We start from the raw sequence: 15,557 nt of genomic DNA, 5'->3' as shown, positions 1-15,557 counted from the left end.
CCCTCACGGTACCGCCGCCCGACGCAGGCAGCGCGCCGCACGTCGCCTAGACTGCTGCGGTGATCTTCCGCAAGTCCGAGCCCCCGCAGAGCCCCGAGCCCGCGGCGCAGCCTTCGCGCCCCGGCTCCAAGGGCCGTCCCACCCGCACCCGGAAGGAGGCCGAGGCGGCGCGCCGTCGGCCCCTGGTGGTCGATGACCGCAAGGAGGCCCGACGCCGCGACCGCGAGCGCGCGAACCGGGAGCGGGCCGAGGCCCAGCAGGCGCTCATGACCGGTGACGAGAAGAGGATGCCGGCCCAGCACCGCGGCCCGGAGCGCAGCTTCGTGCGCGACGTGGTCGACTCCCGGCGCAACCTCGCCGAGTACTTCTTCCCCATCGCCCTGGTGTTCATGCTGGTGGCACTGGTGCTGCCGCTGATCCGGCCCGAGCTCACCGCCCTGCTGAGCACCGGCATGGTGGTGGTGCTGTGGGGCGGCATCGCGCTGTGCGTGGTGGACGGCTTCGTGCTGCGCCGGCGTCTGCGCGCGGCGCTCACCGAGCGCTTCGACACGGTGGGCGCCGGCCTGGTGGGCTACGGCATCATGCGGGCGATCCAGATCCGCCGCTTCCGGCTCCCGCGCCCCCAGATCAGGCACGGCCAGGACCCGCGCTGAGGTGCGCTGAGCACACATGACGACGGCCGACGCGGATCTCCGCGTCGGCCGTCGTCATGTGCGGGCCGCAGGGCCGCGGGCCGGGCTCAGGACTCCTCGGCCGACGACGCCCGGACGCCGTCCGGCGCCCCCTGCCCCGCGGCGGGCGCTGCGGGCACGGCGTCCACGCCGGCCTCCTTGCGCTGCTGGGCGGTGATCGGCGCCGGTGCCGCGGTGAGCGGATCGAAGCCGTTGCCGGTCTTGGGGAAGGCGATCACCTCGCGGATCGACTCCTCCCCCGCCAGCAGGGCCACGATGCGGTCCCAGCCGAAGGCGATGCCGCCGTGCGGCGGGGCGCCGTACTGGAAGGCGTCCAGCAGGAAGCCGAACTTCTCCTGCGCCTCCTCGGCCCCGATCCCCATCACCTCGAAGACGCGCCGCTGCACGTCCTGGGAGTGGATGCGGATCGAGCCGCCGCCGATCTCGTTGCCGTTGCACACGATGTCGTAGGCGTAGGCGAGGGCCGAGCCGGGGTCGGTGTCGAAGGTGTCGAGGTACTCGGGCTTCGGCGAGGTGAAGGCGTGGTGCACTGCCGTCCAGGCCCCGGCGCCCACGGCGACGTCCCCGGCGGCGCGCGCCTCGGCGGCCGGCTCGAACATCGGCGCGTCCACCACCCACACGAAGGCGAAGGCGTCCTCGTCGATGAGCCCGAGCTTCTCGGCGATCTCGCCGCGCGCCGCACCCAGCAGGGCGCGGGAGCTCTTGGGCTCCCCGGCGGCGAAGAAGATGCAGTCACCGGGGGCGGCGCCGGTCTTCTCCAGCAGGCCCGCCTTCTCCTGCTCGGAGATGTTCTTGGAGACCGGTCCGGTGAGCGTGCCGTCCTCCTGCACGAGCACGTAGGCCAGGCCCTTCGCGCCGCGCTGCTTGGCCCACTCCTGCCAGGCGTCGAGCTGGCGGCGGGGCTGGGAGGCGCCGCCGGCCATGACGATCGCGCCGACGTACGGGGCCTGGAAGACGCGGAAGGGCGTGTTCTCGAAGTACTCGGTCATCTCCACGAGCTCGAGGTCGAAGCGCAGGTCCGGCTTGTCGGAGCCGTAGCGACGCATGGACTCGGCGTAGGTGATGCGCGGGAACGGACCGGCGACCTCGTGACCGCCCTTCGCCCACACGGCGGCGAGGATCTGCTCGGCCAGCGCGATGACGTCCTCCTGGTCCACGAAGCTCATCTCCACGTCGAGCTGCGTGAACTCGGGCTGGCGGTCCGCGCGGAAGTCCTCGTCGCGGTAGCAGCGGGCCAGCTGGAAGTACTTCTCGATGCCGCCCACCATCAGCAGCTGCTTGAACAGCTGCGGGGACTGGGGCAGCGCGTACCAGGAGCCGGGCGCGAGGCGCGCGGGCACCACGAAGTCGCGGGCCCCCTCGGGGGTGGAGCGGGTGAGGGTGGGCGTCTCCACCTCGACGAAGCCCTGGTCCAGCAGGGTGTCGCGGGCGGCGCGGTTCACCTCGGAGCGCAGGCGCATCGCGGCGGCGGGGCCCTGCCGCCGCAGGTCCAGGTAGCGGTAGCGCAGGCGCGCCTCCTCGCCCACCTCGCTGTGCTCGTCGAGCTGGAAGGGCAGCGGTGCGGAGGTGCTGAGCACCTCGACCTCGGTCGCGGTGACCTCGATGTCGCCGGTGGGCAGCTGCGGGTTCTCGTTGCCCTCCGGGCGACGGCCCACGGTGCCGATCACCTTGAGCACGTACTCGCCCCGCAGGTGCATCGCCTCGTCCTCGCGCACCACCACCTGGGTGACGCCGCCGGCGTCGCGCAGATCGAGGAACGTCACGCCGCCGTGGTCACGGCGACGGCCGATCCAGCCGGTGAGGGTGACGGTCTGTCCGATGTGCTCCTGGCGGAGCTCACCGGCGGTGTGGGTGCGCAGCACGGGGTGTCCTTCTGGTGGTGACGACAGGGTGGGGCGCGTCCGGGCGGGAGGGCCTCGGGGCCCGTCACGCGGGGGCGCGTGGAGGACCCACCCTACCGCGGAGGGTGAGCGATCTCGCCATCGGGGGCCTGTTGATCGCGCCATGCTGCCCGTAGACTCGTCCACGGTCCGACCTGCGAGATCGCGGGTCCTGTTCCGCCCGAGTTCGCCCGAGCCACGCCGTGCTGTCGCACGGCCCTCGTCGTGCGAGATGTGTGGGCGCCCCTGCCCTAGCGACACGTGAGGGCTTGTTCATCCCCTGACTGTCGAAGGACACCATGACCGACGTCTCCCCTGCCCCCGCCTCCGCCGACGCCCCCGTGGCCGAGGGCTCCACCGCCCCCGCCGACGCCGCACCCGAGGCCCCGGCGAGCCCGAGCTTCGACGACATCGACCTGCCGGCGCCGCTGCGCCGGGCGGTCGACGAGCTCGGCTTCAGCACGCCCTCCGCCATCCAGGCCCAGGCGATCCCGCCGCTGCTGGAGGGCCGCGACGTGATCGGCGTGGCCCAGACCGGCACCGGCAAGACCGCCGCCTTCGGCCTCCCCCTGCTGGCCGCGATCGATCCCTCGGTGCGGGAGGTGCAGGCGCTCGTGCTCGCCCCCACCCGTGAGCTGGCGATGCAGGTCGCCGACGCGATCGCCTCCTTCGCGACCTCGCTGGGCGGGCTCGACGTGGTCGCGCTCTACGGCGGCTCCCCCTACGGCCCCCAGGAGCGCGCGCTGTCCCGCGGCGCCCAGGTGGTGGTGGGCACCCCAGGCCGCGTGATGGACCACATGCGCCGGGCCAACCTGCGCCTGGACACCATCCGCGTGGCCGTGCTCGACGAGGCCGACGAGATGCTCCGCATGGGCTTCGCCGAGGACGTCGAGGAGATCCTCTCCCACTCCCCCGACTCCCGCCAGGTGGCGCTGTTCTCCGCGACGATGCCCGCGGCGATCCAGCGCGTCGCCCAGACGCACATGAAGGATCCGGTGCGGGTGAGCGTCACCCCGCAGTCCTCGACCGTCAAGAGCGTGCGCCAGACCTACGCCGTGGTGCCCTTCCGCCACCGCACCGGTGCCCTCGCGCGGGTGCTCGCGACGTCTCCCGCCGAGGCGGCGATCGTGTTCGTGCGCACCCGTGCCGCGGCCGAGGAGGTGGGCACCTCGCTGGTGGCCCGCGGCCTGATCGCCGCCTCCATCAGCGGCGACGTGCCGCAGAAGGAGCGCGAGAAGATCGTCGAGCGGCTGCGCGACGGCTCGCTGCAGGTGCTCGTCGCCACCGACGTCGCCGCCCGCGGCCTGGATGTGGAGCGGATCGGCCTGGTCGTCAACTTCGATGTGCCGAAGGAGGCGGAGTCCTACGTCCACCGGATCGGCCGCACCGGCCGCGCCGGCCGCTCGGGCGAAGCGCTGACCTTCATCGGCCCCCACGAGCGCCGCGCGCTGAAGAACATCGAGCGCGCCACGAAGCAGACCCTCGCCGAGGCGACCATCCCCTCGCCCCGCGACGTCTCCAAGCATCGCCTCGCCGCGCTGCTCACCCAGGTCCCCGAGCGCATCTCCCGGGGCCGGCTGGAGCTGTACCGCGAGCTGATCGGCGAGTTCGTCGCCGAGAACGAGATCGACCCGCTGGATCTGGTGGCCGCGCTGGGCGCCATGTCGGTGGGCGACGACGGCCCGGGCTCCGCCACCGAAGAGGAGGAGTTCACCGCCCCGTCGCCGCGCACCGAGGAGCGCTCGCGCGACCGCGGCCCGCGCGAGGCCACGCCCACGGAGCACGGGTACACCTCCTACAAGGTGGGCGTGGGCCACAACCACGGCGCCCGTCCGCCGGGCATCGTCGGCGCGATCACCGGCGAGGGCGGCCTGCACGGCAAGGACATCGGCAAGATCCAGATCTTCCCGCACTTCTCGCTGGTGCAGATCCGAGGCTCGCTGAGCGCGGAGCAGATGGAGCGGATCTCGCGCGCCCAGGTGGGTGGTCGGGAGCTGCGCATCGGCCCGGACCGCGGCCCGCGCGGCGGCAAGGGGCCGCGCCGGGACGGCGAGCGACCCTTCCGCCGCGACGACCGACCCCGTCGTGACGAGCGCGGCGGTCGCTACGACGCCCCGCGCCGCGGTCCCCGCCGCGGCGACGCCTGAGCCCTCCGCTCAGGTCGCGGCGGCCGGCGCGTGCCGGCCGCCGCGCGACAGGGCCCCGTCACCGCGATGCGCGGTGACGGGGCCCTTCTCGGTGGGTCTCGGCGGGCGGGAGGTCAGTCCTGCTGCTGCGCCTGGGCCTGCGCCTCGGCGTAGGCCTTGCGCACCTCGTCCATGTCCAGGTTCTTCACCTGGCCGATGAGGTCCTCGAGAGCGGACTGCGGGAGCGCGCCGGCCTGGGAGAACACCGGGACGCCCTCGCGGTAGGCGACCAGGGTGGGGATCGAGGTGACGCCGTAGCGCATCGCCAGCTCCTGCTGGTCCTCGGTGTCGACCTTCGCGAAGGTGACGTCCTCGTGCGTGTCCGAGGCCTCCTCGAAGATGGGGGCGAAGCGCTGGCACGGCACGCACCAGCCCGCCCAGAAGTCGATCAGGACGATGCCGTCCTCGACGGTCTTGTCGTGGTTCTCGGTGGTCAGGGTGAGCGTAGCCATGCCCCCTGGAACGTCGCGGCGCCGCGGAACATTCCCGCGGCGCCGCGCTGTGAGCCAGCTCATCCTCGCCGGGCGGGCGTCACTCCTGCGCCGCGCCGAGCACACGCACCGCGCGGTCCTCGGCCGGGGGCTCCCAGCTGCCGGCGTCGGCCGCGACCTGCTCCCCCGTGCGGATGTCCTTGACCTCGTCGGCGGCGCCGTCCGTCCCCGGGAACCAGATGAAGGGGATGCCTCGCCGGTCCGCGTACCGGATCTGCTTGCCGAACTTCGCGGCCGTGGGCGCGACCTCGCACGCGATCCCGCGCCGCCGCAGCGAACGGGCGGCGGCATCGCTGAGCTCGCGGAGGCTCTCGTCGCCGACCGAGACCAGCACGCAGGTGGGCACCGCCCGGGAGGCGGTCGCCAGGCCCGCCGAGAGCAGACGGGAGACCAGGCGCGAGAGGCCGATGGAGAGCCCCACGCCGGGATAGGTGTGGCGGTTGTCCGAGGCGAGGGCGTCGTAGCGGCCGCCGGAGCAGATGGAGCCGAGCGACTCGTGGCCGGTCACGAAGGTCTCGAAGACGGTCCCCGTGTAGTAGTCCAGGCCGCGGGCGATCGAGAGGTCCGCCATGATCACGCCCGGGACGGCCGCCTCCACGCGTTCGAGCACCGCGGTGAGCTCGGCGATGCCCTGCTCGACCATCTCGCCGGTGCCGCCGAGGGCCCGCACCTGCTCGGCGAAGGAGGCGTCCCGGGTGCGGATCGCAGCGAAGGCGAGGCACGCCCGCGCCTGCTCCTCGGTGGCGCCCGCCTCGGTGAGCAGCAGCTCCCGCACGGCCTCCTCCCCGATCTTGGGCAGCTTGTCGAGGCTGCGCAGCACCGCGGCCTGGTCCTCCAGGCCCAGCGCCCGGAAGAAGCCCTCGGAGAGGCGGCGGGTGTTGGCGTGGATCGTGAAGGCCGGCACCGGCAGGCGGTCGAGGATCTCGGCCATCACCACGGCGACCTCCGCCTCGATGTGCCCCGGCAGGGTGTCCTGGCCGATCACGTCGAGATCGGCCTGGTAGAACTCGCGGAAGCGGCCGTCCTGCGGGCGCTCGCCCCGCCACACCTTCTGGATCTGGAACCGGCGTAGCGGGAAGGCGAGGTCGTTCTGGTGCTCGAGCACGTAGCGCGCGAGCGGCACCGTGAGGTCGAAGTGCAGGCCCAGGGTGCGCGAGCGGTCCTCGCGGGCATCGTCGCCGTCCTCCTCTGCATGGAGCCGGCGCAGCACGTACACCTCCTTGTCGATCTCCCCCTTGCGCAGCAGCTGCTCGAGGGGCTCGACGGCGCGCGTCTCGATGCCCGAGAACCCGTGCAGCTCGGCGACCTCGCGGAACACGTCGATGACGTGCTGCTCGACGAGACGCTCCGCGGGGAGCCACTCCGGGAATCCTGACAGGGCGGCGATCTTCGCCATGCGGTGCACATCCTTTGCGATGACGGACTGGGGGCCGAGCCATTATCCCCCGAACCGTCCCCGGACATCGTGCGCGGGCACGCGCCGCGGCGCGGCCGGCCGTCGCTCCCGCCCGGGACGGAGCGGCGCCGGGCCCGCCTGCACGGACGAGGGCGCCGCGGCGGGCCCGGGGCTGTAGAGTTCCGTGAGATGAGCCGCCCCGACGCCGGGAGCGGCGCCGTACCCGCCCGCCCGCCGACATCGGCGGCAGTGTCCCGCCCTGCAGCGGATCCCGTCGAAGGAGCTCAATCGTGAGCGAGTCCGAGTCCCCCGTCACCGCGTCGACCCCCGCCGAGAAGGCCCCCGAGGCCGCACCCGCCCAGGACGCTCCCCAGGCCCCGGCGCGGGACGAGGCGCCCGACGGCGCACCCGCCGGCGACCCCGCGGCCGACGCCGCCGCACAGCCCGACGGCGCTCCCGCCGCGGAGCCCGAGCCCGCCGAGGCCGAGCACGCCGCAGAGTCCGGACCTGCCCCGCAGGCCGAGTCCGCTCCGGCGGAGTCCGGCGGCCCGGAGGGCGCTCCCGCCGCACCGGGACCGCGGCCCGGGAGCCCGCGCCCCGCGGCCCCGGGACCCCGCCCCGGCGCTCCCTCCCCCGCCGCCCTCGCGGCGAAGAAGCCCAGCGCGGCCCTGCTGCCGGTGGCTCCTCCCGTCACGGAGTACGACCCGGAGCAGGTCGCCGCGGCGACGGCGTTCGGCGCGGTCGCGGAGGACGGCACGGTCACCGTCCAGGACGGCACCCAGGTGCGCGCCATCGGGCAGACGCAGGAGACCGACCACGCCGCGGCGCTGGAGCCGTTCGCGCGCGGCTACCTGGATCTGGTGGCCTTCCTCGATCTCACGCAGACCACGCTCAACGCGCCCGAGCACACCCAGAACGAGCTCAACCGGCTGCTGGAGAACCTGCGCAAGAACATGAAGGAGCCGCAGGTGGTGGGCGACATCCCCGCGCTGCGTGCACGGGCGAACGAGCTGCGGGAGCAGGCCAAGGAGAAGATCCGGGCCCTCGAGGCGGAGCGCGCCAAGGGGCGCGAGGAGGCCACGCGGCGTCGCACCGAGTTCGTCGAGTCGATCGAGGCCCTGGTCGCGACCGATCCCGAGCAGATCTCCTGGAAGAACGCCGGGGAGACCATGCGCCAGATGGTCCCCACCTGGAAGCAGATGCAGCAGGAGGACGTCTCCCTCGACCGTCCCACCGAGGACGCCCTGTGGAAGCGGCTCTCCGCGGCCCGCGCGACGTTCGATCGGATGCGCAAGCAGTTCTTCTCCCAGCTCGACGCCAAGCACGCCGAGGCCGCGCAGGCGAAGGAGGAGCTGATCGCACGGGCCGAGGCGATGCAGGACTCCACCGACTGGGGCCCCACCGTGCGGGCGTACAAGGCGCTGATGGACGAGTGGCGCAGCGCCCCGCGCGGCAGCCGGAAGAAGGACGACGCCCAGTGGAAGCGGTTCAAGGCCGCCCAGGACACCTTCTTCCAGGCGCGCAACGCCGATCTCCACGAGACCGAGGCCGAGCAGCGCGAGAACCTCGCCGTGAAGGAGGCCCTGCTCGGCGAGGCGGAGTCGATCGACCCCGGCACGGACCTGGAGCGCGCGAAGAAGGCGCTGCGCTCGGTGCAGGACCGCTGGGAGGAGGCCGGCAAGGTGCCGCGCGGGGACATGCGCCGGATCGACGACCGCCTGCGCGCCGTGGAGCGCGCGGTGAAGAACGCGGAGCAGGACGAGTGGCGGCGCACCGACCCGCGCACCCGCGCCCGGGTCGAAGGAGCGTCCTCGCAGCTGCACTCCGCGATCGCGAGCTATCAGGAGGCGCTGGACGAGGCGGTCGCCGGTGGGGACCCCGCGAAGATCGCCGAGGCCGAGGCCGCCCTGGAAGCCCGCAAGGAGTGGCTCGCCGTCATCGAGCGCTCGGCGCGCGACCTGGGCTGAGGCCCCGCCCCGGCGGGCCCCGCGCCGCGGCCCCACCGTCCCTCCCCCGCCCCCGTCTGTCCACAGGACAGGCGGGGGCGTTGCCGTCGGGCCCTCCTCCCCGCACCCTCGAGACATGGCACGCTCACCCGCTCCCGCCGCCGAGGCGCCCGCCCCACCTCTCGGGCTGTGCGCCGCCTGGTCCTCCCACGCCGCGGAGCTGGCCGTGCCGATCGGCGACGCCCTCCAGGAGTGGGAGGACACCCCGTCCACGCGGGTGCTCGTCGCCGAGGGCCTCCTGGCGCGCCTCCTGCCCGGACGCTACGTCCCGCCCGACGTGCTGCACGGTGCGATCCCCCGGGCGCTCGCCCTGGGGTGCGCGATGGGGGCGCGGCTCCTGCCCCATCACGTGATCGCCGGCCCCTCGGCCGCCTGGGTGCTGCTGGGCGGCGTGCCGCCGACTGTCCCCGAGCTGCTCTCGGCCACTCATCGCAGCGCGATGGCGGGGGTGTCGCTCCGCCACGGCATGCTCCGCCCCGACGAGGTGGAGACCGTGGGCGGCGCCCCGATGACGGTGCCGGAGCGCACCGCGATCGACCTGCTGCGCTACTGCCCCGTTCCGGCGGCCGCGCCGCTCCTGAGGGGGCTGGAGCGCAGCGGCCACCTGGAGCGCGGCGCGGTGGATCGGGCGCTGCGGCGCATGGACCGCCATCCCGGGATCCGCGCGGTGCGGGGACGCTGGGAGGAGTACCTCGAGCGCAGCGCGCCCCGGCGGGACTTCCTGCGCGGCCGCGCCCCGCAGGGCGGGATCCTGCGCCCGCGGGCGCCGGGGTCGGCTCAGCTCGCGGTGAGCGGGGCCGAGGCCCCCACCGGCTTGCCGTCCGCGGTGACCCGGTAGACGTCGTAGACGCCCTCGATGCGCCGCACCTGGGCCAGGACCGCCTGCAGATGGGAGGGATCGGCGAGCTCGAAGGAGAAGAACGTGGTGGCCAGCCGGTCCGAGTTCGACTGCGCCGAGGCGGAGTGGAGGTTCACCTGCTGCTCCGAGATCACCAGCGCCAGATCCGTGAGCAGGCGGGGCCGGTCCAGCGCCTCGACCTTGATGTGCACGAGGTACGCGGTGCTGTGGCGGCCCGACCACGAGACGTCGACCATCCGATCCGGCTGCTGCTCCTGCAGCTGGAGGGCGTTCGTGCACGAGGCGTGGTGCACGGAGATGCCGGACCCGCGGGTGATGAAGCCCACGATCGGGTCCCCCGGGACGGGGGCGCAGCACTTCGCGAGCTTGACCCAGAGGTCCGCGTGGCCGTCGACGATCACGCCCTGGTCCGTCTCCGCGGTGTGACGCTCTGCCCGGCCCGGGCGGGAGCGCACCTTCGACGGGAGGGTGATCTCCGCGAGGTCCTCCTCCGCGCCGTCGGAGCCGCCGAAGGAGGCGCGCAGCTTCTCGACCACGTGCTGCGCCCCGGTATGTCCCTCCCCGATGGAGGTGTACAGCGCGTCCACCGAGCCGAGGTTCAGATCGTCGGCCACCGTGGCGAGCGTGTCGTGGGTGAGCAGGCGCCGCATCGGGAGATCCTGCCGGCGCAGTGCCTTGGCGAGCTCGTCCTTGCCCTTCTCCAGCGCCTCCTCCCGGCGCTCCTTCGAGAACCAGTGGCGGATCTTGCTGCGCGCACGGGGGGACTTCACGAAGCCCAGCCAGTCCCTGCTGGGCCCGGCGTCCGGCGACTTGGAGGTGAACACCTCCACCACGTCCCCCGTGGACAGGGTCGACTCGAGCGAGACCAGCCGGCCGTTCACGCGAGCGCCGATGGTGCGATGTCCCACCTCGGTGTGCACCGAGTACGCGAAGTCCACCGGAGTGGCGCCCTGGGGCAGCGCCAGCACGTCCCCCTTCGGCGTGAAGACGTACACCTCCTGCGCGGTGATCTCGAAGCGCAGGGAGTCCAGGAACTCGCCCGAGTCCGTGGTCTCCTTCTGCCAGTCCATCAGCTGACGGAGCCAGGCGGCGTCATTCGTGACGGTGGCCGGCTCCGCCCCGCCCTGGCTGCCCGCCATCGCCTTGTACTTCCAGTGCGCGGCCACGCCGTACTCGGCACGGCGGTGCATCTCCCGGGTGCGGATCTGCACCTCCACGGGCTTGCCGGTGGGGCCGATCACGGTGGTGTGCAGCGACTGGTACAGATTGAACTTGGGCAGGGCGATGTAGTCCTTGAACCGCCCCTGCACCGGCGACCAGCGGGCATGGAGGGTGCCCAGCACGCCGTAGCAATCGCGCACGCTGTCCACGAGCACGCGCACGCCCACCAGGTCGTAGATGTCGGCGAAGTCGCGGCCGCGCACGATCATCTTCTGGTAGATCGAGTAGTAGTGCTTCGGGCGCCCGGTCACCTCGGCCTTGATCCGTGCCTTGCGGAGATCCTCGTTGATCTGCGAAGAGACGGTGGAGAGGTACTGCTCCCGGGCGGGGGCGTGCTGGGCCACGAGGGAGACGATCTCCTCGTACACCTTCGGGTACAGCACCTGGAAGGAGCGGTCCTCGAGCTCCCACTTCATCGTGTTCAGGCCCAGGCGGTGCGCGAGGGGCGCGTAGATCTCGAGGGTCTCCTTGGCCTTCCGCTCCGCGGAGGCGGCCGGCACGTACTTCCAGGTGCGCGCGTTGTGGAGCCTGTCGGCGAGCTTGATCAGCAGCACCCGCACGTCCCGGCTCATCGCGACGATCATCTTGCGCACCGTCTCGGCCTGGGCGGCTTCGCCGTAGGTGACCTTGTCGAGCTTGGTGACGCCGTCCACCATGACGGCGATGACCTCGCCGAACTCGCTGCGGAGCCTCTCCAGCGAGTAGTCCGTGTCCTCCACCGTGTCGTGCAGGAGCGCCGCGGCGACCACCTCGGCGGGCGAGCCGAGCTCCGCGAGGATCATCGCCACCGAGACGGGGTGGGTGATGTACGGGTCCCCGCTCTTGCGGGTCTGCCCGCGGTGCGCGCGCTCCGCCACGGCGTAGGCGCGGCGCACCAGCTCCGGGCTCTCCTTCGGGCTCACCGCCGTGATCGTCTCCAGCAGCGGGGCGAGCAGCGGGTCCACCGGTGCCCCGGCGCGGGAGCCGAAGAACGCCAGGCGCGAGCGGCTCCGGCGGGGCGCCGGCGACGGGGTGCGCGGCGGCGAGGCGGGGCTGCGCGGGCTCGAGCCACCGGGCGGCGCGGTGTGCTCGTCCCCCGAGGCGGCGGACGCCCTCGAGGACGGGGATGCGGATTCCTGCGGCATGCACACCTCCTGGCTCGGAGGCCACAGTCTACGCGCCGGTCACCGCGTGCCGGACCTCGTCCGCCGCCGGCGCACCGCAGGGCCCGGCGGGCCTCAGGCGTCGAGCGTCCACACCGCCGTGAGAGGCACGCCCGGCAGCTTCTCCCTGCCGCCGAGGCCGGCGAGCTCGATGAGGAAGCTCGCCCCCAGCAGCTCGACGTCGAAGCGCCGGGTCAGCTCGAGGGTCGCGGCGGCCGTGCCCCCGGTGGCCAGCAGGTCGTCGACCAGCAGCGTCCGCCCGCCGGCGGGCAGGGCGTGCTCCGGGATCTCGATCCGGGCGCTGCCGTACTCGAGGTCGTAGGAGAGCCCCGCCGGGGTGCCCGGCAGCTTGCCCGCCTTGCGCGCCGGGACGAAGCCGGCCCCGAGCTCGTAGGCCAGCGGGGCGCCCAGCACGAATCCGCGCGCCTCGGTCCCCACCACGTACTCGATCCCCTCGGGCAGCAGCGTGGTCCAGTGGCGGATCACGGCCCGCAGCGCCGCGGCGTCCGCGAGCAGCGGTGTGATGTCGCGGAACAGCACGCCGGGGTTGGGGAAGTCCGGGTGCAGTGCGATGTGGGTGCGCACGAGGTCGTCGAGGCACCCGTCGGCGGCGGGATCGGTCATCGGTGCCCCCGCTGGATCGTGCGCCGGCGGCGCGGGCCGTCGTCGGGGTCCGTGCCCTCGGCGTCGCGTTCCCCCGCGCCCCACGGCTCCTCGCCGCGCCGTGCACGCCGCACGCGGTCGGCCTGCTCCACGAGCCAGCCCTCGCGGCGCCGCAGATCCACCAGGAACCCCGGCGCCAGGAAGACGGAGGAGTAGGTGCCGGCGAGGATGCCGATGAACAGCGCCAGGGAGATGTCCTTGAGCGTGCCGGCTCCCAGCAGGAACGCTCCGATGCCCAGGATCGAGCCCACCGGCAGCAGCGCGACGAGGGAGGTGTTGATCGAGCGCACCAGGGTCTGGTTCGCGGCGCGCTCCACCTCCTCGGCGAAGGTGGCCGACGTGGAGCGGGCGATGCCGTCGGTGTTCTCGCGGATCTTGTCGAAGACCACGATGGTGTCGTAGAGCGAGTAGCCCATCACCGTGAGGAAGCCGATCACGGTGCCCGGGGTGATCTCGAAGCCCACCACCAGGTACACGCCGATGGTGATCAGCATGTCGTGAACGAGCGCGCCCATCGCCGCGAGCGACGACTTCAGGTTGCGGAAGTACAGGGTCATCAGCGCCGCGACCAGCACCAGGAAGACCACGACGCCGCGGAGCATCTTCTGGGTGATGTCCGTGCTCCACACCGGCCCGATGTACGAGGTGGAGACGGCGTCCGCGGAGACGCCGTATGCCTCGGCGAGCTTCTGCGCGAGCTCGGCCGTCTCGGCGGAGTCCAGCTGCTCGGTCTGGACCCGCAGGGTGTCGCCGCCGAGCACGGTGACCTTCGGCTCGTTGCCGGGCACGTGCTCGCGGACCACCTCGCGGGCGGAGACCTGTTCGGTGTCCGCCACCGAGGCGATCTGGAACTCGCTGCCGCCGGTGAACTCGATGCCGAAGTTCGGACCGCGCACGGCGGAGCCGGCGGCCAGCAGCAGGATCACGATCAGGCTCAGCACGTACCAGGTGCGCCGCCGGCTCACGATCGGGACGGTGCGGCGCCCGGCGTGGAGGTCGTTGCCGAAACGGGCGAAGGTCGCGGTCATCGGCTCGTCTCCTCGGTGCCGTCGTCGTCGGCGTCGTCGGTGGCGTGGGCCTCGGATCGGGACGTCCGGTGCCCGGCCGTCCCCGGCGCGCCGGAGCCGCGGGCGGGGGCCTCGCGCTCCGCCGCCTCGTCCCCGGCGTCCTCCCGGTGGGCCGCCTCGCGCTCGGCCGCCTCTCGGCGCATCCGTGCACGCCGCACCGCGATCGGCTCCCGTTCGGTCTCCTCGACGTCCTCGACATCCCCGCGGCCGCGCTGAGCGGCGGAGCGCACGCGCCCCCGCCCCGCGTAGGCGGGCACGTCGCGGCCGAGCGCGGCGGGGTCGAGGCCGCTGAGCGGATGCCCCTTGCCGAAGAAGCGGGTGCGCACGAGGGCCTGCAGCACCGGGTGGGTGAACAGGAACACCACCAGGAGGTCGAGCACGGTGGTGAGACCCAGCACGAAGGCGAAGCCGCGCACGCCTCCGGTGGAGAGGAGGTACAGCACCACGGCGGCCAGGAGGTTCACGGCATCGGAGGCGAGGATCGTGCGCTTGGCGCGGTCCCAGCCGTGGTCGACCGCCGCGACGATGCCGCGGCCCTCGCGCACCTCGTCCCGCACCCGTTCGAAGTACACGATGAAGGAGTCGGCGGTGAAGGCGATCGCCACGATCAGGCCCACCACGCCCGCGAGCGAGAGCCGGTAGCCGATCTCCGGGATGTTGGAGAGCACGGTGAGCGTGCCGTAGGTGAGCAGCCCCATCATCGCGAGGCTGGTGGTGGTCACGAAGGCGAGCAGGCGGTACTGGAAGAACGCGTACAGCACCACCAGGGCGAGCCCGATGAGCCCGGCCAGGAGGCCCATCTCGAGCTGGTCGGCGCCGAGGGTCGCGGAGATCTGCTGCTCGGAGGCGACCTCGAACTCGAGCGGCAGCGCGCCGAACCGCAGCTGGTCCGAGAGCTGGGAGGCGTCCTCCTGGGAGAAGTTCCCGGAGATCTGCGCCTCGCCGCCCGGGGACGGCTCCTGCACCTCCGGGGCGGAGATGACCAGGCCGTCCAGCACGATGGCGAACGCACCGGTGGCGCCCTCGCCGCTGTACAGGGCGCTGGTCATGGTCGAGAACGCCTGGGCGCCCTCGTCGGAGAAGCTCATGTTCACCACGTAGTACCCGGTCGCCTGACCGGTGGGCGTGACATCCGCCGAGACGCTGGAGCCCGAGATCGCCGACCCCGCCACCACCTCGGGGCCCAGCAGGTACTTCGCGGCGCCGTCGGGGTCGCAGACGACCACCGGCTCGTCCGGCGCGGCGGCCGCGGCACGCTCCTGCTGCGCGCCCGGGTCGGCGCAGTCCACCGCCATCAGCTCCGTCTGCAGCTCCGGGGTGAGCCAGTCCAGGGACCAGGCCGGGTGAGCGAGATCCCCCGTGGTCCCCGTGGGGGCGAGGGCGGAGTCGCCGCTCACCAGGGAGTCGAACTGGAGCTGGGAGGGATCCGCCGGCGCCTCGGAGGTCTCCTCCGTCTCCCCGTCGCCGCCGCCGTCCGAAGGCATCTCGCCCGTGCCCTCGGGCGCGACCACGCCCAGCACGGGCCGGAACGCCATCGCGGCGGTCTGCCGGATCGCCTCGGAGGTCTCCTGGTCGAGCTGACCGGGGACGTCGATGACGATGTTGGTCCCGCCCTGCACGGTGATCTCGGTCTCCGCCACGCCCATCGCGTTCACGCGCTGGCTCATGATCTGGCGGGCCTGCTCCATCGCGGCGTCGTCGATCTCGGAGCCGTCCCGCGACTGGGCCTGGAGGATGATCTGGGTGCCGCCCTCGAGATCGAGGGCGAGCTTCGGGGCTGGCTGCCAGCCGCCCTGCCACACCCCGGCGCCGATCCCGCCGCCGAGCAGCAGGATCAGCACCGCAAGTGCCGTCAGGGCGATGCGACGTGCGGGCATGGTGGGAGATTCCTCAAGGGTGGCGGACGGTGGGCCGAGGCGGAGCCGCGGGGCGCCGTCTCACACGGCGACGGCTC

At 73.1% G+C, this 15,557-nt stretch carries 11 protein-coding genes; 4 read left to right on the top strand and 7 right to left on the bottom strand.

Annotation, left to right across the window (positions count from 1 at the left end):
- The first annotated feature begins 59 nt into the window (after positions 1 to 59).
- Complete coding sequence (locus tag DWV08_RS04530; protein ID WP_115412699.1) at positions 60 to 653, top strand: DUF3043 domain-containing protein; 594 nt, start codon at positions 60 to 62, stop codon at positions 651 to 653.
- 86 nt (positions 654 to 739) lie between these two features.
- Here DWV08_RS04530 and aspS read toward each other — a convergent pair whose 3' ends face one another.
- Positions 740 to 2,554, bottom strand: a complete 1,815-nt coding sequence (gene aspS / locus DWV08_RS04525; protein WP_115412698.1) for an aspartate--tRNA ligase — start codon at positions 2,552 to 2,554, stop codon at positions 740 to 742.
- Between the two features lie 317 nt (positions 2,555 to 2,871).
- On the opposite strand from aspS, the gene DWV08_RS04520 reads away from it, so the two are divergent.
- The gene (locus tag DWV08_RS04520; protein WP_115412697.1) at positions 2,872 to 4,719 is read left to right on the top strand and encodes a DEAD/DEAH box helicase; all 1,848 of its coding nucleotides are present in this window, start codon (positions 2,872 to 2,874) and stop codon (positions 4,717 to 4,719) included.
- A 113-nt stretch (positions 4,720 to 4,832) separates the two neighbouring features.
- Here DWV08_RS04520 and trxA read toward each other — a convergent pair whose 3' ends face one another.
- Both trxA and hisS read right to left on the bottom strand, forming a co-directional pair.
- The gene (gene trxA, locus DWV08_RS04515; RefSeq protein ID WP_115412696.1) at positions 4,833 to 5,210 is read right to left on the bottom strand and encodes a thioredoxin; all 378 of its coding nucleotides are present in this window, start codon (positions 5,208 to 5,210) and stop codon (positions 4,833 to 4,835) included.
- Positions 5,211 to 5,289: 79 nt separating this feature from the next.
- Complete coding sequence (gene hisS / locus DWV08_RS04510) at positions 5,290 to 6,645, bottom strand: histidine--tRNA ligase (protein WP_115412695.1); 1,356 nt, start codon at positions 6,643 to 6,645, stop codon at positions 5,290 to 5,292.
- Between the two features lie 290 nt (positions 6,646 to 6,935).
- Between hisS and DWV08_RS04505 the strand changes: the two genes are divergently transcribed.
- Together DWV08_RS04505 and DWV08_RS04500 are read left to right on the top strand one after the other, a co-directional pair.
- Positions 6,936 to 8,612, top strand: coding sequence for a DUF349 domain-containing protein (locus DWV08_RS04505; protein WP_241237396.1), 1,677 nt, complete (start codon positions 6,936 to 6,938; stop codon positions 8,610 to 8,612).
- 115 nt (positions 8,613 to 8,727) lie between these two features.
- On the top strand, positions 8,728 to 9,489 hold the full coding sequence (locus DWV08_RS04500) for a hypothetical protein (RefSeq protein ID WP_115412693.1): 762 nt from the start codon (positions 8,728 to 8,730) through the stop codon (positions 9,487 to 9,489).
- Here DWV08_RS04500 and DWV08_RS04495 read toward each other — a convergent pair.
- From DWV08_RS04495 to secD, 4 genes are all read right to left on the bottom strand, one after another.
- Positions 9,429 to 11,855, bottom strand: coding sequence for a RelA/SpoT family protein (locus DWV08_RS04495; RefSeq protein WP_115412692.1), 2,427 nt, complete (start codon positions 11,853 to 11,855; stop codon positions 9,429 to 9,431). The two genes, DWV08_RS04500 and DWV08_RS04495, sit on opposite strands and share 61 nt — an antisense overlap.
- A 93-nt stretch (positions 11,856 to 11,948) precedes the next feature.
- Positions 11,949 to 12,497 carry an adenine phosphoribosyltransferase gene (locus DWV08_RS04490; RefSeq protein ID WP_115412691.1) on the bottom strand — a complete coding sequence of 183 codons (549 nt, stop codon included), beginning with the start codon at positions 12,495 to 12,497 and terminating at the stop codon, positions 11,949 to 11,951.
- Positions 12,494 to 13,564: a protein translocase subunit SecF gene (gene secF, locus DWV08_RS04485; protein WP_115412690.1), complete on the bottom strand. Its 1,071-nt coding sequence runs from the start codon at positions 13,562 to 13,564 to the stop codon at positions 12,494 to 12,496. Before secF ends, DWV08_RS04490 begins: the two co-directional genes overlap by 4 nt.
- Positions 13,561 to 15,480, bottom strand: a complete 1,920-nt coding sequence (gene secD / locus DWV08_RS04480) for a protein translocase subunit SecD (protein ID WP_115412689.1) — start codon at positions 15,478 to 15,480, stop codon at positions 13,561 to 13,563. Before secD ends, secF begins: the two co-directional genes overlap by 4 nt.
- Positions 15,481 to 15,557 lie beyond the last annotated feature (77 nt).

This window comes from Brachybacterium saurashtrense (assembly GCF_003355475.1).
GTDB classification, from domain to species: Bacteria; Actinomycetota; Actinomycetes; order Actinomycetales; family Dermabacteraceae; genus Brachybacterium; species Brachybacterium saurashtrense.
The sequence above is the reverse complement of the archived record's forward strand: the minus strand, read 5'-3'. Positions and strand labels throughout refer to the sequence as shown.